The following is a 23,349-nucleotide window of genomic DNA, read 5'->3' as shown; positions in this document are numbered from 1 at the left end:
GATTAATGATTGACTTTTCTAACAAGACGCCACGATAGCGTAAAAGCACTATCGGGGCTGTCACTTTGTTTGATTGGTGGAGCCGATGGCGGGATTTGAACCCGCGACCTCTTCCTTACCAAGGAAGTGCTCTACCCCTGAGCTACATTGGCATTATGTCGTAGAGCGGAAGACGAGGCTCAAACTCGCGACCCTCAGCTTGGAAGGCTGATGCTCTATCAACTGAGCTACTTCCGCATTAGTTAGAGTGTGGGCGAAGATGGATTCGAACCACCGAAGGTAAAAACCAGCAGATTTACAGTCTGCCCCATTTGGCCACTCTGGTATTCGCCCTTTTGAAGTGAACCGCCGAAACGCTTCACTCGTTTTAGTTTCGTTGAGCCTCTTGTCGGATTCGAACCAACGACCCCGAGATTACAAATCACGTGCTCTGGCCAACTGAGCTAAAGAGGCAACAAGTTATTGTTCTCTTGCTTTTGGAGAGGCGTTAGCTCTCAAAAGCGATGCAAAATTAGGGCTAATATTTGAAACCTGCAAATATTTCGACAACTTTTTTCAAAGAAATTTTCATGTTTTCGGCCAAAAACCGAACAAAATCAACATTAACAAACTACCACCCAAACACTTAACAAACACAATTTATTTTTCAAAAAACTTCGCCGGAAATGCAATCGGCATCTCCGGCGAAGGCTGTATCATCGGCAATGGGCCTTAATCCAGTCGTAGTGCCCCCTCTCGGTAGACTCAGTTGTCCAATGCTCGTTGATTGGTGTGAGCAATGCCTCTTTGGGAGTCGTGATGACATTGAACACCTCGTAGCTCGTCGTCGGAGGACATGTATTGTCATTGAATCCCCATGTCATCCTGACGGGACATTTCAGATGGCGTGCAAAATTCACGACGTCGTAATATTCGAGTGTGCGAATCTTCTCCGGGGTGGCATCCGCCGGATTTTTACGGAAATGATGTGGATAGCCACCGGTTTTGTCTCCAAGATAACCGGTCATGTCGCTCAATGCGGGATGATTTGCCGCACAGCCGGTCACTCTGTCGTCAAGCATGGCAGTAGTGATGGCAAGCGCCCCACCCTGCGAACCGCCTTGCGTGAAAAGGTTCTTACCGTCCCATTCGGGCAGCGAGGTCAGCAGGTCGAGAAAACGGCGGCAACCGAGATACACATCCTTCATGTAATATTTATCCGGGTCATCAAGATCGAAGTCCAGATAACTTCCCCTCACCTTGCGCTCGGCAGCAAATTCCTCTTCCGTGAGATCCGGATGCAGTCCGTGAATCTCAATTTCAAGCCTTATCATACCACCCTCTCCGTAGTAACGGTGGAGAAGCGGCTCCTTGATTGTCTTCACGCCGGCTCCGGGAGGTGTCAGCACGGCCGGATACTTTCCTCCGCCCTTAGGAATGAAGAGATAGCCATACATACTTTTTCCTTCAGGATTGAGCTGCAGTTTCACCAACTGACATGTCATTTTATCAGTCGTATACTTCTCGACAGGCTCTATTGTATATGTCAGCGGATATTTCTTGTCGGCCTTAACCGCCTTTTTCCAGAAATCAAGAAAATCTGACGGTTCCTTGACGTATGGTTCAAGTTTCTCAGGCGAGAAACCGACCTTCACATGATGCTGCGACCGATGGTTGCCGAAACGTGCCTCAAGACGGAGGTCGCGGAAACCGGGCTTAGTCATGGTGCCGATGTTTATCTTTGCACGACCATCCTTCAGCAGCAGAGTCCCCTCCTTATCGGCAGGAAGCATATCGTCACCGATAGCATATTTCACGGTCACACCGTCGGCCGGAATACCGTAATGATAAAGTTCGACACTGATGACGGCACTGTCGCCGGTCTCATAAAGCCAGTCGGGATGATCCGGATTAGTCACCCAAAGGCAGTCACTACGCGAAGGATAATTTTCTCCTCTCGCCACCGTCCACGCAAGCGCGTATAATATAATTAAGGTGGTAAGACAGATTTTTCTCATGATTTGAAGATTTATTTTGTGATAATGTTACGATTCAGATTCTGTTGGAAATTCTTACAAATTTAACGTTTTCACCTCATTCCTTCCCGAATATACCCATTAAATATTCTTAAATCACTTTTTTCGAACTTCCGGAGAGTGATATTTCCTCAAAAGGTCGTAATTTTGCGTGATATTAACCTCAGAAAAGATTTTTCATCCTCTCGAAACCTCAGGGGGATTATGCAATATCCAAATATGAAACGACAACTCATCATCACCGCATTGTGCTGCATGGCTGCCGGAGCCTCGCACGGCCAGATCAATCGTTCGGACTCCAACGGTTACCTCGAAAGAGGAATCCTAATGTTCGACGACCGTAACTACGGAGGCTGCATCGACCAACTCTCCCGTCTCAACGAACTTCATCCCACTCCCGAGCAGGCGGAAGAGGCCCTCTTCTATCTCGGCAAGGCATCCCAGGGACTTGGCGAGGACCGCGCACTGCAGCTCTTCAATAAATTCCTCCATGACTACCCCGTATCTCCGCGTCGTGCCGATGTCATGATGTCAATCGGTGATTTCTACTTCCACCGCGCCAACTACGGGCAGGCACTGCAGGAATATTCCAAAGTCGACCCTCTCGCACTCACTTCCGACCGCTGCGACGAGATGACCTACCGAATGGCCTATTCCTACATGCTTCTCGGAGAAAACTCTACGGCTGCAAGCATGTTCCGCGGACTTCAGAGCAGCGTTGAATTCGGCAACGCCGCCCGTTTCTATCTCGGCTATCTTGCATACGCTGAAAAAGACTTCCCCCTTGCACTTCAATATTTCCGTTCGGTCGACACTTCATGCGAACCCGGAAATGCAGCTCCCTACTACGAGGCTCAGATTCTCTTCGCTCAGGGAGACTACAACCGCGCTCTCACCCTCGCGCAGCAGCTCATCGCTTCCGGAACCGTCCCGCAGTTCACGGCTGAATGTAACCGCATCGCCGGTGAGTCGCTCTACAATCTCGGCGACGAAGAAGGCTCACACTCCTATCTCTGGAAATACTGTGCGGAAGCGACCGCCCCGCAAGCGTCGGCCTTCTACATCCTCGGCATGGACGAATTCCGCAACGGTGACTATGACGCTGCAATCAAACTTCTGCAGCAGTCCGCCGGCAGCGATTCCGCTATGGGCCAGAGCGCATATCTCTTCCTCGGACAAGCCTACCTGAAACGAGGCGATACCAACTCAGCGCTGATGGCTTTCGAAAACGCCTACCGCATGAACTATGACCGCGACGTGCGCGAGACAGCGTTCTACAACTACGCCGTTGCCCGCATGGACGGCGGACGTGTGCCTTTCGGCAATTCCGTAGCGCTCCTTGAAAACTTCCTGCAGGAGTATCCCAATTCACGCTACAGTGCCGACGTGCAGCGCTACATCGTCAACGGCTACATGAGCGACAACGACTACGAAAGCGCCCTTGCCGCCCTCGAACGCATCCCGAATCCGTCGGCCGAACTTCAGCAGGCCAAGCAGCGCGTATTGCTCGTGCTCGGTTCGCGCGAATACACCTCCGGAAAAATCTCACAGGCCATAACCCATCTCACACAGGCCAAACAAATCTCTTCGGGCAACCCCACGCTCTCACGCCAATGCAACCTCTGGCTCGGTGACTGCTACTTCGCCCGTGGAAACTACGACGAAGCGTCGACCTGCTACAAGGATTTCATCGCCGCAACCCCCAAAACCGACTATGGCAACCGCGCACTCGCATACTACGACCTCGGTTACACACGCTTCAATCAGGAACGCTATTCCGACGCCCTTACCGACTTCCGCGATGCAATATCGCTTCTGAAAGCCGGCAACACAGGTCTACCCTCTTCGCTCCTCTCCGACTCCTACGCCCGCATGGCCGATTGCCAGTATTACCTCTCCGATTTCAACGCCGCCGCTGAAAACTACAAGCAGTCCTACGACCTCAACCCATCAGCAGGTGACTATGCGCTCTATCAGCTTGCAATGATGAAGGGTCTCCGCAAGGACTACTCCGGAAAGATTTCAAGCCTCGACCAACTGATGCAGAAGTTCCCATCTTCGGGCCTCATCCCCTCAGCACTCCTTGAAAAAGCCGAGAGCCAATCGGCGATGGGCCAGACCGACAAGGCCATCGCAACCTATCGTCAGCTCGTGCAGCAATATCCCAACACTGCCCCCGGCCGCAACGGCTATCTCCAGCTCGCCATCACCTATATCAACCGTGGCGAACGCTCCAACGGTATTGACACCTACAAGAAGGTCATCACCACCTTCCCCACCAGTGAGGAAGCCCGCATCGCTGCCGACGACCTCAAGCAAATCTACGCAGCCGACGGCAACCTCTCAGCCTTCGTCTCGTTCATCAACTCCGTCCCGAACGCCCCGCGCTACGAAGCCTCCGACCTCGAACGTCTCGCATTCCAGGCTGCCGAGAATGATTATGTGAATTCAAGCTCCACTGCCAAGCTCACAGCCTATATCAACGACTACCCCACAGGCGCCGACCGCGCACAGGCTCTCTACTACCTCGCCGATGCAGCATGGAATTCCGGCAACACCGCCGAGGCACAGGGCTATGCAGTTCAAGTCCTGACCTCTCATCCGGACTCCGAGGTGGCCGAGGATGCCATGCTCATCAAGGCCGCAGCCGAGACAGCACTTGGTAAGACTGAAATCGCCTATACGACATATAAGGAACTTGAGGGCAGAGCTTCCGGCTCCAACATGCTCCGCGAAGCGCACATCGGACTCATGCGCACTGCCAACGACCTCGGCAAATACAACGATGTCGTAGCTACCGCCGACAAACTCCTTGCCTCCACAGCCGCGAACTCCTCGACCGACGCAAGCGAAATCAAATTCATGCGCGGCATGGCCAACAACAATCTCGGCCACTACGACCTTGCCTACACCGACTGGCAGGAACTGGCTGCGAATCCCTCCGACATCTACGGAGCCAAGAGTGCCTACTATCTCGGTGCCTCGCAGCTCGAACGCGGAAAGGTCAAGGACGCAAAGGCTACCGCCGATAAGCTCATCTCTTCCGACACTCCGCACCAGTACTGGCTCGCACGTGGTTTCATCCTCTACAGCGACATTCTCCGCAAGGAGGGCAACAAGTTCGAAGCCGATGAATATCTCAAATCGCTCCGCTCGAACTATCCCGGCACCGAGGCCGACATCTTCCAGATGATTGAATCACGCCTCTAATCCACATCCGTCCCACCTCATCACGCTTATAAGCTTATAAAATGAATACCAAAATAGCACTCATCACCTTGGCTCTCGCCGCCACTCCCTTCGCGGCTTTCTCACAAGGTCTGCATAAGGAAATAAACGTCGATCAGAAAATCGACCCGTTGAAGCGCGACGCATCACGCATCAACGTCCTCCCCACCCTCCAGCTTCCTTCCATCGGAAACAACGGCCTCCCATTCAGCGACCGTGTCGTCACCTCATCCATCCCCAAGGATTTTCAGGTGCTCGCTCCGCTTGCCTACGGCGACAAGCTCTACATCTCCCCCTATCGCGGCTATGTGGCCCTCGGTCTCGGCACTCCCCTCTTCAACTCTGCCCTCTCGGCAGGCTACCGCATCCTCGACTCCGACAAGACCCGTCTGAGCCTCTGGGGTGAATACAATGGCGACATCTACACCACGAAGACCTCCGTCCCCCACCTCGCCATGGAAGGAGCATCCTCGGAAATAAAGAACTATTGGCGCGACCACTCGGCAACAGTCGGAGCTGATTTCCACACACTCGTCGGAAAGACATCCGCTCTCAATGCAGGTTTGGTCTACAACTATGCCTACCATACTAATCCTCTCGAGTTTTCGACATTCGGACAGAATATCAGCCGCGTGAACGGTCAGGTCGGTTTCACTTCCAACGGCGAAGGAATCCGCTACAGCGCCGCCCTCCACTACGGTCATTTCGGCTTCTACCACTCAACACTCGCCCGCACCGGATATGCTATCCCCGAAGCATATCCCGAGAAAGGTGTACGCCAGAACCTCTTCGGATTCTCCGGGCTGATTTCACTCCCCTTCGGCGAGAGCTCCTCTATCGGACTTGATGTGGATGCCGACTTCCTCCGCAGCACACCCCACATCCACCCCCTCTACCCCTACCTCGCACCGACCGACATCAGTGGTAAAGCATCCTCGACCAGCGGACTTGTCTCCCTCACCCCGCACTATGATTTCACCTCCGGAACAGTCAAGGTCGGCCTCGGCGCACAAATCGACATCTCATCAAACACCGATAAAACTTTCCACATCGCCCCTGAAGTATCCTTCGCATGGACACCCTCCCAGATTCTCGGCTTCGAGGTGAAGGCCCACGGCGGCTCCCGGCTCAACTCGCTCTCGGAGCTTTACGATGTCACCCCCTACCTCGCTCCGTCAATGGCCTACACTCAATCCCACATCCCCCTCGCGCTTGATGCCCGTCTGACATTCGGGCCCTTCTTCGGTGCATACATCGAAGCTTTCGGAGGCTACGCCAAGGCATCCGACTGGCTCATGCCTGTCATCACCTCATCCTATCCCGGCGAAGGCATCTTCGGCGCGACCAACCTCTCCGCATGGCATGGAGGTATTGCCGTCGGCTATGACTACCGCGACGCCGTTTCAGCACGCGTAAGCTACGAGACCGCACCACATAGCTACGACAACGCCTTCTACGAATGGCGCGACCGTGCCCGCCACGTCCTCAACGCCGAACTGTCGGTGCGCCCCGTCCGTCCGCTCCTCGTGACACTCGGTTGGGAATTCCGCGCAGGCCGACGTGCCTACAGCCTCTTCCCCGAGACCGTCTCAGACCTCGGTACCATCTACACCCCGGTCGCACATTCCCTCGGTGTCGTCTCCAACCTCTCGCTCGGAGCGACCTACACTGTCTCAGACCCACTTTCGGTCTTTGTCCGCTGCGAGAATCTTCTTGATCGTCGTTTCGACTACATCGGCGGCCGTCCGTCGCAAGGCATTAACTTCATGCTCGGCGCAACCCTTAAATTTTAATTTTTTCAAATCCTACAATCCCCTCTCACCACATGAAAAAACTTCTGACAGCACTACTGCTGCTCGCCACCCTCGGTCTCAACGCCAAGGGTAGCTACAGCGACTATTACAACAATCTTCCCGTAAAGCTCAAACCGGTCACTGAATTCCCCCTCCCCTCCCTCACAAAGAACCTCCGCGACTTCGGAGCCAAAGGTGACGGCGTGACACTCAACACCACCTATATCCAGACCGCCATCGACGAACTATCGCGCCTTGGAGGTGGTCGCCTCGTCATCCCGCAGGGAGTATGGCTCACAGGTCCGATTGAGATGAAAAGCAACGTCAACCTCCATCTCGAACGCAACGCCGTCCTCTTCTTCTCCCCTGACAAGGAGCTTTACGTCGACCCCTCGCCCAAAGCCTCACGCGTCTTCGCCTGCATCCGTGCGGAGCGCTGCATCAACATCTCCATCACCGGCGAGGGAACAATCGACGGCAACGGTGCCCAATGGCGACCGGTGAAGCGCATGAAGGTCAGCGACGTCGAATGGAAGCGCTATAAAGCAATGGGAGGAGTCGAACGTCAGGAAGGCTCCCTCTGGTATCCCTGGGAACTGAAATCCGGCTACTCCGATGTCGCCGCCACCCCTGAAAAGCAGGAGAAGAAGCGCAACGACCTCTTCCGCATCTACCACTGCGAGAACGTCCTCCTCAGCGGCGTGACCTTCCAGAATGCTCCCAAATTCCACGTCCATCCCTTCAACTCGCGCAACGTCATCATCGACGGCATAACCGTCCGCTGCCCGTGGAACGCCCAGAACGGCGATGCGATCGACATCAGCGACTGCCATCAGGTGCTCATCGTCAACTCGACAGTCGATGCCGGCGACGACGGTCTCTGCATGAAGAGTGGCGACTACAAGGAGAAAGCACTCGTCAACGGCTGCGAGGACATCCTGATTCAGGACAACACCGTCTACCACGCCCACGGCGGTTTCGTCATCGGCAGTGAAGATGTCTGCGGCATGACCCGCATCGTTGTCCGCGACTGCACCTTCTCCGGAACAGACACCGGACTCCGTTTCAAAAGCGGAGTGGGCCGCGGAGGCAAGACCGCCGACATATATATAAGTAATATAGTCATGACCGATATCCTCTCGGATGCCATAATCTTCCAGTGCAACTATGCCGACCGTCCTGCCGGTTCAAAGGAATCCGACATTGTTGTGCCCAAAGAGCTTGTCAAGGTTCCTGAGTTTACCGACATCCACATCTCCGACGTCGTCTGCCGTGGAACACAGACAGCAATCAAAGCCTCCGGCCTTGAAGGGCTCAACTGCGTCCACGACATCACCGTCACCGATTGCACCTTCGTCTACACCAAAGCTGCCACCGACATCGACACATCGACAGCCTCCCTTACAATCAAGGACGTAAACTTCGTTCAGGATAAAAAATAGACGAATAGCCTGCCTTATCAGAAAGGCATAAAAATGACATGGGACACTACGTATTCCGGTGAATTCTGACTCCGGCAAACGTAGCGTCCCATGTCATTTTCGTATCCATCGATTTTCAACACTGATTCCATCACAGACCGTGACCAACCGTGGGGGGATATTGTACATACAGGAACTATAGAATATTGTACATATAGGAACAACTGGATATTGTACATATATATAAGAGGATATTGTATGTTCAGGCCAATCACATATTGTAATAAAAGGATAAAAAAACAGCATAAAACCCCGTTAACACAATACTTTAAAATCAGTTAAATTTATCACAAATCATAGCTATATGACAGTAAAAAGAATAAATTTTACTGATTTTCGCATTAAATTCTTCAAAAATCTCTTTGTTTAATATATTTTTTCATATATTTGCATCCAATAGGAAATTATCCTTGTGTGTATCAATCATCATCACTCCCATGACATTTTTATCACGTTTCGCAAACACAGTTTTGATGGGATTCGCGCTATGTTTTTCAGCAGCCGCATCCACTCCTGAATCCGGACAAAAACTCGTCGACCCATATCAGGCCGGCAGTCAGTACCTCGCCTATCCCCGACCCGCCTACGGTCTGCCTAAGCTGACCAAAGCACCAAAGGGATACGTCCCCTTCCATATCGAGCACTACGGTCGCCACGGTAGTCGCTGGCTTCTCAACGACGACAAGTATGACCGTCCCGTCGAATATCTACAGAAAGCCGATAAATATGGCAAGCTCACTCCTCGCGGCAAAGAACTCCTGCAGCAGCTCTCGAAAATCCGCGACGACTCCAAAGGCCGTGTCGGCGAGCTCACCCCTCTGGGCCACCATCAGCACCGCGACATTGCCCGCCGCATGACCGAAAACTTCCCTGAAATCTTCGTACCCGGAACTCATGTCGACGCTAAGTCGACAGTCATCATCCGTTGCATCCTCTCGATGGCCAACGAGATTGCCGAGCTTCAGAAAATCTGTCCCGAACTCATCGTCACATGCGACGCCTCGCGCACGACTCAGAAAATCCTTGCCTACAACAGCACCGACACCGTCGCTAAAAAACTTTCACGCGAAGCCGAACCCCTCTCGGATGCCTACGCTGAAAAGCACCGCGACATGAGCTCCTTCGTCTCGAAAGTGTTCAACGACCCGCAGTTCGTTGCCGACAGCCTCAACACCTACAAAGTATTCAAAGGTGTATTTGACATCGCTGTCAACACCCAGAGCCACGATGACCAGCCCGACCTCTACGACCTCTTCACTCCCGAAGAGCTCCACAACGAATGGCTCGGACGCAACGCCGACTGGTATACTACTGCCGGCAACACATCGCTCACCAAAAACCGCGTCCCCTACAATCAGCGTGTCCTGCTCCGCAACATCATCGAATCGGCCGACACCGCAATGGTTTCTCCCCGACTCAGCGCCAATCTCCGCTTCGGACATGAATCCATCGTCCTCCCGCTGACCATCCTCATGGGAATCAACAACAGTGCCTTCGACACCACAAACTTCGACGATCTCGAAGCCAACTGGCGCAACTACGAAATCTTCCCCATGGGCAGCAACATCCAGATGATCTTCTACCGTCCCAAGAAGAAAGCAGCCCTCACCCCCGACGAAGTACTCGTCAAGGTCCTCCTCAACGAAGAGGAAGCAACCCTCCCCCTCACCCCCGTCGATGGACCTTACTATAAGTGGTCGGATGTCCGCAAACTCTATGCTGACAAACTCGACAGCTTCTCGACCAAATTCTCGGAATAACATTTTTATCAATACGCGCTCTCTGAGCCTATCAACCGATACTCTCTGAGCCACCTTAACCTCAATCATTTCACATTATGACAAACGGAGTCTTAACAATCATTAACAAATCGGGGGGGATGAAATCCTTCACCCGCTTCCTGCTCCTCCTTGTCTGCGCAGTCTGGACCATCTCAGCCACAGCTCAGACAGTCACAGTAACAGGTACGGTAACTGACCAGACTGGAGACCCCATGCCCGGTGTCGCCGTCATGATCAAAGGCACGACGACAGGTGTGTCGACCGACATAGAAGGTAAATACTCATTGAAGGCCTCAAAAGGTGCCACTCTCGAGTTCACTTATATTGGCTATCATAATATCAAGGTCACTGTAGGCAACAACCCCGTGATTGATGTTGAAATGAAGGAAGACGTCAGCGCCCTCGACGAAGTCGTTGTCGTCGCCTACGGTACACAAAAGAAATCCTCAATCACTGGCGCAATTTCGCAGATTAACTCAAAAGACATTGAATCCCGTCCGGTTTCAAGCGTGACATCCGCCCTCGAAGGAGCATCGTCAGGCATCTCCGTGACAGGAGCTGTCGGTCAACCTGGATCCGAGGCATCTGTAACCATTCGAGGCATGGGTACAGTCAATGGTAACAATTCCCCCCTTATCGTTTTAGACGGTGTACCCTACGATGGCTACATAACGGACATTTCACCCGATGACATTGAATCGATTTCCGTCCTTAAGGATGCTGCATCGTGTGCACTCTATGGCAATCGCGCATCAAACGGTGTGCTTCTTCTCACGTCAAAAAAATCAAAAGTAAATAAACCGACTTTCACGTTCAAAACTTCACAGGGTTGGTATGAACGTGGTATGCCTGACTATGACACCGTAGACCCATATCAGTTCATGGAAGTCGAATATGCTAACCTCTTCAACAATACAATTAATTCCGGAGGTTTGGATCGCAGCAATCCTGCTGTCCTCGCCGATGTACGTCAATCCACTTTGAGGGATTTACAGGAAAAACGTACAAAAATCAATATTTTCAATACCCCGATCGCCCAAATGTTCGACGAAAATGGAAAAATCGTCCCCGGTGTTGAAATAAACCCACTTTTCGGTGAAGACCTTGATTGGTATGACCAAAGTATCAAGAAAGGATACCGTGCGGAATATGCATTTTCCGGTTCAGGAGCCACTGATTTCAGCGATTATTACTTTTCTGTGAACCATCTCAGTGAAGATGGATACACCAAAGACTCAGGCTTTAAACGTCTGACTGGCCGTGCTGCAATCAATATCAGACCTAAGAGTTGGTTTAAGGCAGGCTTACAAGTAAACGCTTCACACCAAAAGACCAACAATTCGGCCGGTGACCAGACCGGTGATGACTCGTCATCAACCACCAATCCATTCTATTTCTATCGAGTAATCGCACCTATTTACCCTGTGCATCTTCATGACGTAAACACCGGAGAATATATTCTTGACAATTCCGGCCATAAACAATATGATCCGGGCTACTATACCATTGTGGATGAAAACGGTAAGACTCAAGAAGTTGCTACCCGTGACCAGTTGGCTACCAACCACTCTATCTGGGAGGCAGAAATGAACCATGACCGTTCCAAACGCAACACATCGAATTCCACAGCCTATATGGATTTCATTTTGCCCTACGGTTTTACCTTCACACTTAAAGGCAACCTAAGCACGTCTAACGAAGAATCAACAAGCTATGGTTCAGCCGTTATTGGTGGCGCAGCCAAAGGTTCCAACGGTAAACTATCAAAATATGTTTACAACACAAAAACCTGGACGCTTCAACAGCAAATCAACTGGAACAAGACATACGGCAAGCACTTTATAAATGTACTTCTCGGCCATGAAAACTATTCTTGGTCCCGTGACATGACCTACGGTCGTAAAACAGGAGTAAACATTGAAGGAATTGAAGCTTTTTCTAACTTCACAACAATTACAGACCTTTCCGGTATGCGAGACCGTTACCGCACGGAATCATATCTTGCCCGTGTGCAATATAACTATGACGATCGTTATAATATCGAAGGTTCTTTCCGTCGTGACGGCAGCAGCCGTTTCTCACCCAAATCACGTTGGGGTAATTTCGGTTCAGTCGGTGCAAACTGGCTTTTCACAGCCGAAGACTTCATGAAGGATCTGACTTGGATCACAAATGGTAAACTTCGTGTCAACTGGGGACAAGTAGGTAATGATGCCGGCTCCGGTCGATATGCCTATTATGCTTTGTATGAATCTGACATCAAAGGTGGCTACGCGTCATACGTAATATCACAACTTGCTGCATCAAAACTTAAATGGGAAACCGGAGAATCATGGGGCGTAGGATTGGAAGCCCGCTTGTTCAACAGATGGAATCTTAGCGTTGAATATTACGACAAACGCAACAAAGACCTGTTGTTCAATGTACAGAACCCAAGTTCTGCAGGAGGAACAAGCACATCCTCTCCTGTCAGCACCATCACTCAGAATTTCGGCACAATAGTAAACCGTGGCGTTGAAATCAATACAGACTTTAATGTATTCACAAATCGTGATTGGACAGTCAATATCGCAGCCAATGTCACAACTCTGTCAAATAAAATTCTCAAAATGCCTGCACAGATGAGAGATGGTTACCAAACCGGTTCTCATAACGCAGTTGAAGGCAGATGTCGCTATTCATGGTACACATACCATTGGGCAGGTGTTGATATGATGGACGGCATGAGCCTGTATGATGCGAATCTTGAGGATTATCATATTGTGGCTGATAACGGTGATATAATTGGTGGCACCTATGATAATGGTGAATTAGTTTCAACGGAGCTTACTTCCGAGAAATACAAAGAAATTAACGGCCAATATTACGTAAACGCTACTACCTATGCAAAAAAAGACTTCCGTGGACAATCATTACCGAAAGTCTATGGATCTGTTACCGGTAATTTCGCATGGAAAAATTTCAATCTTTCAGTGATGATGACATATTCATTAGGAGGTAAAATAATGGACTCAAGCTACGCGTCTTTGATGTCTACATCCGGAAACTATGTGCGTAACTACCATATTGACATCCTTAATTCATGGAACGGAGTTCCGGAAGGTATGACTGAAACCTCTCCCAACCGAATCAACAACTCCATCAATCCGGTTATTGACATGGGACAGACATACAACAATGCGACCTCAGATCGCTTCCTCATAAGCAGGAATTATGTTGCCCTCAAAAACATCAATTTCTCATATCGTCTGCCAAAATCTGTTCTTAGGACCCTTACGCTTAATACTGCGCAAATATTTTTCTCTGCAGAAAACGTCCTTACGAACACAAAACGCAAAGGTATGCCGGCAACTCAGAACCTCTCAGGCTATATCTACAACATGATGCCTGCTTCTCGAGTATATACATTCGGCCTCAACGTTTCTTTCTAACACTTAATAATCCTGAAAAATGAAAAAAACAATCATATCACTCTGTACTCTTGGAGCTCTTGTCTCTACAGGATGCTCGGATGACTATCTGAACGTTGCGCCGGAGGATGATGTATCAACATCAACCATATTCTCCACGACCGAACTGCTCGATGCCGCTACCAATGGTTTAAGTCAGATTATGTCTGATACCTATTCTTCGAGTGGATTCGGACGTCAAGGCTACAACGGAGAAGCAACCATCTCGCTTTGGTACGGAACATATAAAAGTTCCGATGCTCAGTATAGCAATGCGACAAGTTATGTTGATATTGTCAATTGCAATGCTCACGAACTTGCCACCACAGGTGCTACCGTCTTCCCCTGGTATTATTACTATAAACTAATCTCCAATGCCAATGCCATAATTCTGCACGGAAATGAAGCAGACGGTGCTCAAGATGAAAAAGATTTTTACATCGGACAGGCATACGTCTATCGCGCTCATGCCTATACTCAGCTTGTTGCATTATACAGCAAGCGCTGGGTTGACTCACGCAATGGTGAAAGCCGCGGCGTCCCTCTGCGACTTGATGACAGTACCGGAGATATTTTGTGCGCCTCACTCGGAGAGGTGTATGACCAAATTTATTCAGACCTTGACAAAGCATTGGAATTATTCGGACAATCATCCTTGACAAGAGGCAATAAACTTTGGAGAACAGATGCTTCAATTGCCCACGGAGTCTACTCTCGCGCTGCTCTTGCCAAGCAAGACTGGGCCACTGCCGCTACCCATGCTGCAGAAGCCCGCAAGGGTTACAACCTGATGGGAACTGCCGAATATTGGAAAGGTTTTAATACACCCAACGATGAATGGATGTGGGAAACTTATACAGATGCTACCGAAAACCTCGGTGTATACGGTTTCTTCGCATACGTCGGAGCAAATACCGGCTCATCAAAAGGCTACAAAAACATCGGTTCTATCGACAAAGGCCTTATCGAGCAGATTCCTGCTGAAGATACCCGCTATGATCTTTTCATGGTTCCGAAAGAAGGCGAATCTGGTTGGTCAACTTCCGATTCCGGTCGTGCGACAAAAGGAGATTTCTATGATCGTGTAAAATCTGAATACGCAGACCGTATTGACAAGAGTACATATATCTATGCCTATATGTGTACTAAATATCAGAAAATTGACGACCGCTCCATCGGTTGTACTTGTCTGATGCGTGCTGCTGAAATGATTTACAACGAGGCTGAGGCCCTATACATGCAAGGCGGAAACGAAGCAAAAGTTCGTTCATTGCTTGAAGAAGCTGTCAAGCCCTATCAGCCCAACTACACATGCAATCTTTCAGGCCAGGCCCTTCTTGATGAAGTCAAGCTCTACAAACGCTTCGACCTCTGGGGTGAAGGACGCCACTACTTCGACCAGAAACGTTGGAACGTTGATATGGTCCGCAAAGGATGGAACGATGGAGGCAACTGGCATCCACAATTTGCAGGTTCCGGCGTTACAGGTGGCTCATACGACACAAAAGGAAAGAACAACTGGTGTATCTGTATTCCAAACAGAGAGGTTGACTACAACAAGCTCATAAACTACAACATCGAGCCTGAAAACTGGACAAAGGATTCTCCTCAACAGTAAATCCGACACCTACTCCTGACTGAATAATCCCGATTAAGTCATTCGACAGACATCAGCCGTCTGCTGCATCTCAAGATGCCGGCAGGCGGCTCGTCTTTTTACAATAACCCAATATCTTTCCATCTGCTTTTACCGACAAAACGCAATGAAAACACGGCGAAATTCAAATAATATCGCCATATCGCCAACCAACCTGTTATATTTTTCAATATTTTTCATTACATTTTGCATATTTATCCACAATAATACGAATAATTATGACATTAATTTCGTAATTTTGCGGACATTTTATCATTTTCAATTCATATTATTATTTTTTACAACAGTTAGATGAACAATGATCAGATAAAGGTGATATTTGCCGAAGAGGAGCATACGAAGTATGCCGAGCAGATTGTCACCCTCATCTATGAATCAGCCCTTCAGCGCGGAACAGGCATCGCACGGCGCACGCCGGAGTATATCGCCTCGAAGATCCGCGGGGGAAAGGCTGTCGTCGCTCTCTGTGATGACCGTCTCATCGGCTTCAGTTACATTGAGAGCTGGGAACATGGTGACTATGTGGCCACATCTGGCCTTATCGTCGATCCTGAGTTCCGACGATTGGGGCTTGCAGCACGAATCAAGGCAAAGACATTCGAGCTTGCACGCCTCCGCTTCCCCTTTGCAAAACTGTTCAGTATCACCACCTCGCTCCCGGTCATGAAGCTCAACTCTCAGATGGGCTACAAACCGGTGACATTTTCAGAACTCACTGACGACGAGGAATTTTGGGCCGGATGCAAAGGATGTGTTAACTACGACATACTCCAGCGCAACAACCGACGAATGTGTCTGTGCACGGGTATGCTCTACGATCCCAAAGCAAAGCTTGAGCGACCCTCAAAGCGCGCACCCTACCTCATGTGGTTCAACAACCGCATCAAAAAACTCCTCCATCTTAAATAAATTTTTTTCAAAAATTTTTAGGTAGTAAGTGTGGATGGCACTGCGTGCCAAGTACTAAGTATTAAGTATTGAATACTAAGCATTAAGTAATAGCTGAGGAGATGAACAAGCCTATCACTTAATACTTTATCCTTTATACTTGTGCGAAGCACTTACACTTAAAAGCAAAGCTTTTAAATAATGGAAAATAAGAAAAAAGTAGTCCTCGCCTTCAGTGGTGGCCTCGACACATCGTTTGCAGCAAAATATCTTTCCGAAGACCTCGGATATGAAGTACACACCGCCATCGCCAACACCGGCGGTTTCTCTCCCGAAGAACTCAAGACAATCGAAGAGAAAGCCCTCCGTCTGGGAGCTGCCTCCCATGCAGCCCTCGACGTGACCGGCGACTATTACGACAAGAGCATCAAATACATGATTGCCGGCAACGTCCTCCGCAACGGCACTTATCCCATCTCCGTATCCTCCGAGCGCATCTTCCAGGCCATCGCCATTATCGAATATGCCAAAAAGATTGGAGCTGACGCAGTGGCCCACGGCTCGACCGGCGCAGGAAACGACCAGGTGCGTTTCGACCTCACATTCCAGATTCTCGCTCCCGAAATCGAAATCATCACCCCGACCCGCGACATGACCCTCACCCGCGAGTATGAAATCGACTATCTTAAGAAGCATGGCATCGAAGCCGACTTCAAGAAGATGGAATACTCCATCAACAAGGGTCTCTGGGGCACAAGCATCGGCGGCAAGGAAACCCTCCACTCGGAGCAGACCCTCCCCGAGAGCGCATATCCCAGCCAGGTGACCGAAAAGGGTGAGGAACACATCACCATCGGTTTCGTCAAGGGTGAAATCGACAGCGTCAACGGCAAGCACTACGACAACAAGATTGATGCTATCCGCGAGGTAGAGCGTCTCGGTTCGCGCTACGGAATCGGCCGCGACATGCACATCGGCGACACCATCATCGGCATCAAGGGCCGTGTAGGTTTCGAGGCCGCAGGCCCCATCCTCATCATCGCCGCCCACAAGATGCTCGAAAAGCACACTCTCACCAAGTGGCAGCAGTATTGGAAGGATCAGATAGGAACATGGTACGGAATGTTCCTCCACGAGTCGCAGTATCTCGAACCTGTCATGCGCGACATGGAGGCCTTCCTCGAAAGCTCACAGAGCAACGTCACCGGCACGGTTGAAGTTATCCTCCGCCCCTACTCCTATACCCTCGTGGGCGTTGATTCACCCTTCGACCTCATGAAGACCGACTTCGGCGAATATGGCGAGGTCAACAAGGCTTGGAGCGCTGACGACGTCAAGGGCTTCACCAAGATTCTCGGCAACCAGATGAAGATTTTCCATAACGTGCAGAAACGCAATAACAATGCATAATGCATGATTCATAATGCATAATTCAATGCATGATTAATTTCAATGCATGATTCATAAATAGTGCTTGATTAATACAATGGTGGCTACCAAGCCTGTCTGTAAAGCAACAGTCTTAATTGCCCAATCATGCATTATGCATCAAGAATCATGAATTATTCAAAGCGAATTATGCATTATGCATCAAGAATTAAGAACTAATCTTCATGGCTAAAATCGGAATCATCGGAGGCGCCGGCTACACTGCCGGCGAACTCCTCCGCCTACTCATAAATCACCCGCAAGCGGAAATCGTGTTTGTCCACTCTACGAGCAACGCAGGCAAACCTGTCAGCGAAATCCACGAAGGACTCATCGGCGACACCGACCTCCGCTTTGCCGAAGACTTTGATCTTTCTGCCATCGACGTACTCTTTCTCTGCCAGGGCCACGGCTTCAGCCAGAAATTCTGGGAGGAAAACGAGATGCCGGCAGGGCTGAAAATCGTCGACCTCGCTCAAGACTACCGCAACGAGTCGGAAGGCTACGTCTACGGTCTCCCCGAAGCCAAGCGCGATGCAATCATCGGAGCCGACAAGGTAGCCAATCCCGGATGCTTCGCAACCGCCCTCCAACTTGCCCTCCTGCCTCTCGCGAAAGCAGGGAAACTCAACCGCGAGGTGCATGTGACAGCAGTCACCGGCTCAACCGGTGCAGGCGTGAAACCCGGAGCGACCACCCATTTCAGTTGGCGCAACGACAACCTGTCGGTCTACAAGGCGTTCTCACATCAGCACCTTGCAGAAATCCGTCAGACTCTCGGCCAATTGCAGCCCGGATTCGATGCTGAAATCAGTTTCGTGCCCGTGCGCGGCGACTTCCCCCGCGGCATCTTCGCAATGAGCTATATCGACACTGACCTCTCAATCGAAGAGGCCGTTAAGCTCTACAAGGATTTCTATGCCGACGCGCCCTTCACCCATGTGTCTGACCGCCCCATTGATCTCAAACAGGTGGTCAACACCAACAAGGCAGTCATCTCACTCGAAAAGCATGGCTCCAAGCTCCTGATTCTCTCGGCCATCGACAACCTGCTCAAAGGGGCATCCGGACAGGCCGTGCAGAACTTCAACCTCATCTGCGGCTATCCCGAGACCACCGGCCTCCGCCTCAAGCCGTCAGCCTTTTAGTCCATTCTAAAAACAGAAAAGTATAGAGATTAAAGCTATAGCATAGAGATATTGAAGTTATAGTATAGAGATTAAAGTATAGAGTATAGATAATAGTTCCGGTCATTCGCTGGCCACTTGTTGATACTCCAGACTTGAAGACTATTATCTATACTCTATACTTTAATCTCTATACTGAATAGAACTATTTAGAGAAAAGATGAACCTCTTCGACGTATACTCCCTATATGATATAGAACCGGTGCGTGGACTCGGCAACCATGTCTACACTGCCGACGGCACCGAATATCTTGACCTCTATGGAGGTCATGCCGTGATCTCAATCGGTCACGCACACCACACCTATGTCACCGCAATCGCTGACCAGGTGTCGAAACTCGGTTTCTACTCCAACTCCGTGCAGAACTCATTGCAGCAGAAACTGGCCGACCGACTCGGCCGTCTCTCGGGCTACAATGACTATGCCCTCTTCCTCTGTAACTCTGGAGCCGAGGCCAACGAAAATGCGATGAAACTTGCCTCGTTCCACACCGGCAAGAGCAAAATACTCGCATTTGACAAGGCTTTCCATGGCCGCACATCGGGCGCAGTTGCCGCCACCGACAACCCCAAGATTCAGTCACCTTTCAACTCTACTGAAAATGTCGAGTTCGCACCTCTCAACGACATCGAGGCTGTCGAAGCCAAACTTTCGACAGGCGAATTCGCAGGCGTCATCATAGAGGGTATCCAGGGGGTGGCAGGAATCCGCATGGTCGACGACTCCTTCCTCCGCAAGCTCCGCGAACTCTGCACGAAATACGGTGTAGTCCTCATCCTCGACGAAATCCAGTCGGGCTACGGTCGCACAGGTCGTTTCTTCGCCCATCAATATGCCGGAGTGCGCCCCGACATCATCACCTGTGCCAAGGGTATAGCCAACGGATTCCCGATGGGAGCCATCATCATCTCTCCGGCAATCAAACCGGTCAAGGGTATGCTCGGCACCACTTTCGGTGGAAGCCACCTCGCATGTGCCGCTGCAATCGCCGTGCTTGACGTGATGGAAACCGAAAACATGGTATCCAACGCAGCCGCCGTGGGTGAGTATCTTCTTGAAGAGCTCAACGACCTTGCCGCCACACATCCCGAAGTGATTGAAGTGCGCGGTCGCGGTCTCATGATAGGTATCGAAATCAAGGGTTCGGCACCCGAACTCCGCAAACGCCTCCTCTTCGACAAACACATCTTCACCGGCGGTGCCGGAGAGCACACTGTGCGCCTCCTTCCGCCCCTCTCCCTCCCACGCTCCCACGCCAAGCGCTTCATCGAAGCCTTCAAAGAAGTCCTTGACAGCAAGGAGGATTGAAAGCAAGGCTAAAAATAACGCTAATAGGCGATAGGGCTAATAGGACAAATAAGTCTAATAGGGCTAATAAGCCTAATAGGACTAATAAGCCTAATAGGACTAATAAGCCTAATAGGGCTAATAAGCCCAATAAGCCTAATAAGCAATCTCTTATTAGCCCTATTTGACTTATTAGGCTTATTGGGCCTATTTGACTTATTAGACCTATTAGCCTTCTCCCCCCAAAATCCCCCTCAATTAAAAATTTTCCAACCTTAACCTCCAATATGCGTAATTTCACCAACGTTTCAGACATAGGCTCTCTTGACCTTGCTGTCAAGGAAGCTCTCGAAGTCAAAGCAAACCGCTTTGCATATCAGCATCTCGGCAAGAACAAGACCCTGATGATGATCTTCTTCAACTCCAGCCTCCGCACGCGCCTCAGCACTCAGAAGGCTGCGATGAACCTCGGCATGAATGTCATTGTCCTTGACGTGAATCAGGGAGCATGGAAACTTGAAACCGAGCGCGGTGTCATTATGGACGGCGACAAGGCCGAACACCTCCTCGAAGCCATCCCCGTCATGGGTTCGTACTGCGACATCATCGGTGTCCGCTCATTCGCAGGCCTCACCGACAAGGCCGAGGACTATGAGGAGCGCGTCATCAACCAGTTCATCAAATACTCAGGCCGTCCCGTGTTCAGCATGGAGGCTGCCACCCGTCATCCACTCCAGAGCTTTGCCGACCTCATCACAATCGAGGAATTCAAGACAAAAGAGCGTCCAAAGGTGGTCATGACATGGGCACCCCATCCCAAGGCACTTCCTCAGGCTGTCCCCAACTCATTTGCCGAGTGGATGAACGCCACGGACTATGACTTCGTCATCACCCATCCCCACGGTTATGAACTCGCGCCCGAATTCGTAGGGAAAGCCCGTGTCGAGTACGACCAGCGCAAAGCCCTCGAAGGTGCCGATTTCGTATATGCCAAGAACTGGTCTGCCTTCGCAGACCCCAACTACGGTAAAGTCCTCTCGACAGACCGCGCATGGACCGTCGACAGCGAGAAGATGGGACTCACCGACAACGCATTCTTCATGCACTGTCTGCCAGTGCGCCGCAACATGATTGTGACCGATGATGTCATCGAGTCCGAGCGCAGCATCGTGATTCCCGAAGCCGCCAACCGCGAGATTTCAGCACAGGTGGTGCTCAAACGTATGCTTGAAAGTCTCTGAAAAGCCTGAAGTGATGGATACTATTAAAGTCATCAAGATAGGCGGCAACGTCGTCGACAATCCCGAAGCCCTCGCGCGCTTCATCAATGACTTTGTCAACCTTCCCGGCAAGAAGATTCTTGTCCACGGCGGAGGCAAGGAAGCAACCCGTATGAGCGCAAAGCTCGACATCCCGACAACAATGATTGAAGGCCGACGCGTCACCACCCGCGAAACGCTCGACGTGGTGACCATGGTCTATGCCGGACTGGTCAACAAGCGCATCGTCTCCATGCTTCAGGCAGCCGGATGCAACGCCATCGGTCTTACAGGTGCTGATGCCAATGCCATCACCGCAACGCGCCGTCCTGCCAAGCCGATTGACTACGGTTTTGTGGGTGACATCGCTCCCGAAGGTGTTAACGCAAGACTCATCGCATCGCTCCTTGACACGGGCATCACTCCCGTCTACTGCGCCATCACCCATGACGGCAACGGAACGCTCCTCAACTGCAACGCCGACACCATCGCTTCGTCGGTTGCTGTCGGAGCCTCGCGCGTTGCTCCGACGGAACTTATATTCTGCTTCGAGCAACCGGGAGTCATGGAGGACATCGAACGCCCCGACTCGCTCATACCCCTCATCACTCCTGCCATCTATGCCGATCTCCGCGAACGCGGAATAGTCAACAAGGGAATGATACCCAAGATTGACAATGCTTTCAAAGCCATCGACGCAGGTGTGAAGAGTGTCACCATCAAGCACTCCGACGCACTGTCGACCGACCGTGGAACCGTTATATGCAATCAGCAATGAACCCGCCGGAAGTCATCGGACTGCTCTCAAAGATGATAGCCACGCCTTCCCTCTCCCGTCAGGAAGAGGGAACGGCGCAACTCATCTTTGACTACCTGTCAGAAGCCGGAGCCGCGCCCCGACGGTTCCGCAACAATGTCTACGCGCTTTCCGAAAACTTCGCCAGCTCGCGTCCGACCATACTGCTGAATTCCCACCACGACACCGTAAAACCCGCCGCATCCTATACGCGCGACCCATTCGCACCGACAATTGAGGATGGACGACTCTACGGTCTTGGCAGCAACGATGCAGGAGCATCGGCAGTATGCCTTATCCGGACCTTCCTTGATCTCCGCACCTCATCACTCCCCTTCAACCTCCTCCTTGCCATCACTGCCGAAGAGGAAGTTGGCGGAGAAAACGGCATGAGGGCCTTCCTGCCACATCTTGCGGAGGAAGGCATAAAGATTGACTGCGCCATTGTAGGGGAGCCGACCGGAATGCAGGCGGCTGTTGCCGAACGCGGTCTTGTGGTGCTCGACTGCCTTACTCCCGGAGTTACCGGACATGCGGCCCGTGGGGAAGGCATAAACGCCATCTATCGCGCAATGGCCGACATCGAGTCCCTGCGCGACTTCAAATTTCCGCGCCAGTCGGAAATCCTCGGTCCAGTGAGCGTCAATATCACCCAAATCAATGCCGGATGGCAACACAACGCCATTCCCGACGAATGCAAATGGGTGGTGGACATACGCACAACGGATGCCTTCAGCAATGAAGAGACTGTCAATCTGCTGCGCGATGCCGTGAAATGGACAACACTCACTCCACGCTCGACCCGCGTGCGCGCATCGGTCATTGCGGAGAGTCACCCATTGGTAAAGAGCGCACTTGCACTCGGCTGTCAGACATTCGTCTCACCCACAACGAGCGACATGTCGCTGATGTATGACTTCCCTTCCCTTAAAATCGGACCGGGACAGTCGTCGCGCAGCCACTCCGCCGATGAATTCATCCTTATCAGCGAAATCGAGGAGGCGATTGTTCTTTACCGCCGTCTGATTGAATCGCTGAAATTGGGCTGATGGCTCACGCACTATGAATTTAATCGGGCATACGCGCTACAGCGCGTCCC

Annotated in this window: 14 protein-coding genes and 4 tRNA genes; 13 read left to right on the top strand and 5 right to left on the bottom strand. The window is 51.0% G+C overall.

Features of this window, described 5'->3' with window-relative positions; translation table 11 throughout:
• Nucleotides 1-77: 77 nt before the first annotated feature.
• From QZ310_RS10375 to QZ310_RS10355, 5 genes are all read right to left on the bottom strand, one after another.
• A tRNA-Thr gene (locus tag QZ310_RS10375) sits at nt 78-152 on the bottom strand.
• 12 nt (nt 153-164) lie between these two features.
• A tRNA-Gly gene (locus tag QZ310_RS10370) sits at nt 165-237 on the bottom strand.
• 13 nt (nt 238-250) lie between these two features.
• A tRNA-Tyr gene (locus QZ310_RS10365) sits at nt 251-333 on the bottom strand.
• A gap of 46 nt (nt 334-379) precedes the next feature.
• A tRNA-Thr gene (locus tag QZ310_RS10360) sits at nt 380-453 on the bottom strand.
• Nucleotides 454-695: 242 nt separating this feature from the next.
• Nucleotides 696-1,997, bottom strand: a complete 1,302-nt coding sequence (locus QZ310_RS10355; protein ID WP_297072486.1) for an acetylxylan esterase — start codon at nt 1,995-1,997, stop codon at nt 696-698.
• Between the two features lie 237 nt (nt 1,998-2,234).
• Between QZ310_RS10355 and QZ310_RS10350 the strand changes: the two genes are divergently transcribed.
• The 13 genes from QZ310_RS10350 (at nt 2,235) to QZ310_RS10290 (ending at nt 23,299) form a co-directional block, all read left to right on the top strand.
• Nucleotides 2,235-5,225 carry a tetratricopeptide repeat protein gene (locus QZ310_RS10350; protein WP_297072483.1) on the top strand — a complete coding sequence of 997 codons (2,991 nt, stop codon included), beginning with the start codon at nt 2,235-2,237 and terminating at the stop codon, nt 5,223-5,225.
• Between the two features lie 41 nt (nt 5,226-5,266).
• On the top strand, nt 5,267-7,036 hold the full coding sequence (locus QZ310_RS10345; RefSeq protein WP_297072481.1) for a TonB-dependent receptor: 1,770 nt from the start codon (nt 5,267-5,269) through the stop codon (nt 7,034-7,036).
• Between the two features lie 32 nt (nt 7,037-7,068).
• Nucleotides 7,069-8,478, top strand: coding sequence for a glycoside hydrolase family 28 protein (locus QZ310_RS10340; protein WP_297072478.1), 1,410 nt, complete (start codon nt 7,069-7,071; stop codon nt 8,476-8,478).
• Between the two features lie 476 nt (nt 8,479-8,954).
• Nucleotides 8,955-10,277 (top strand): histidine-type phosphatase, encoded by a 1,323-nt coding sequence (locus QZ310_RS10335; RefSeq protein ID WP_297072476.1) that lies wholly within the window; start codon nt 8,955-8,957, stop codon nt 10,275-10,277.
• 119 nt (nt 10,278-10,396) lie between these two features.
• Nucleotides 10,397-13,729, top strand: coding sequence for a SusC/RagA family TonB-linked outer membrane protein (locus QZ310_RS10330; RefSeq protein WP_297072473.1), 3,333 nt, complete (start codon nt 10,397-10,399; stop codon nt 13,727-13,729).
• Between the two features lie 19 nt (nt 13,730-13,748).
• Nucleotides 13,749-15,365, top strand: a complete 1,617-nt coding sequence (locus tag QZ310_RS10325) for a RagB/SusD family nutrient uptake outer membrane protein (protein WP_297072470.1) — start codon at nt 13,749-13,751, stop codon at nt 15,363-15,365.
• Nucleotides 15,366-15,695: 330 nt separating this feature from the next.
• Complete coding sequence (locus tag QZ310_RS10320) at nt 15,696-16,313, top strand: GNAT family N-acetyltransferase (protein WP_297072468.1); 618 nt, start codon at nt 15,696-15,698, stop codon at nt 16,311-16,313.
• Between the two features lie 180 nt (nt 16,314-16,493).
• Nucleotides 16,494-17,702 (top strand): argininosuccinate synthase, encoded by a 1,209-nt coding sequence (argG, locus tag QZ310_RS10315; RefSeq protein WP_297072466.1) that lies wholly within the window; start codon nt 16,494-16,496, stop codon nt 17,700-17,702.
• Nucleotides 17,703-17,905: 203 nt separating this feature from the next.
• The gene (gene argC / locus QZ310_RS10310) at nt 17,906-18,868 is read left to right on the top strand and encodes an N-acetyl-gamma-glutamyl-phosphate reductase (RefSeq protein ID WP_297072462.1); all 963 of its coding nucleotides are present in this window, start codon (nt 17,906-17,908) and stop codon (nt 18,866-18,868) included.
• A 199-nt stretch (nt 18,869-19,067) separates the two neighbouring features.
• A complete protein-coding gene (locus QZ310_RS10305; RefSeq protein WP_297072460.1) occupies nt 19,068-20,216 on the top strand; it encodes an aminotransferase class III-fold pyridoxal phosphate-dependent enzyme in 1,149 nt (382 codons plus the stop codon).
• A gap of 266 nt (nt 20,217-20,482) precedes the next feature.
• Entirely contained in the window at nt 20,483-21,436 is a 954-nt protein-coding gene (locus QZ310_RS10300; RefSeq protein WP_297072458.1) for an acetylornithine carbamoyltransferase, read from the top strand.
• 13 nt (nt 21,437-21,449) lie between these two features.
• The gene (gene argB / locus QZ310_RS10295) at nt 21,450-22,232 is read left to right on the top strand and encodes an acetylglutamate kinase (RefSeq protein WP_297072454.1); all 783 of its coding nucleotides are present in this window, start codon (nt 21,450-21,452) and stop codon (nt 22,230-22,232) included.
• The gene (locus tag QZ310_RS10290) at nt 22,229-23,299 is read left to right on the top strand and encodes a M20 family metallo-hydrolase (RefSeq protein WP_297072452.1); all 1,071 of its coding nucleotides are present in this window, start codon (nt 22,229-22,231) and stop codon (nt 23,297-23,299) included. The genes argB and QZ310_RS10290 overlap by 4 nt, the downstream gene beginning before the upstream one ends.
• Nucleotides 23,300-23,349 lie beyond the last annotated feature (50 nt).

Origin of the sequence: uncultured Duncaniella sp. (genome assembly GCF_910577345.1) — a bacterium.
Lineage (GTDB): Bacteria > Bacteroidota > Bacteroidia > Bacteroidales > Muribaculaceae > Duncaniella.
The sequence above is the reverse complement of the archived record's forward strand: the minus strand, read 5'-3'. Positions and strand labels throughout refer to the sequence as shown.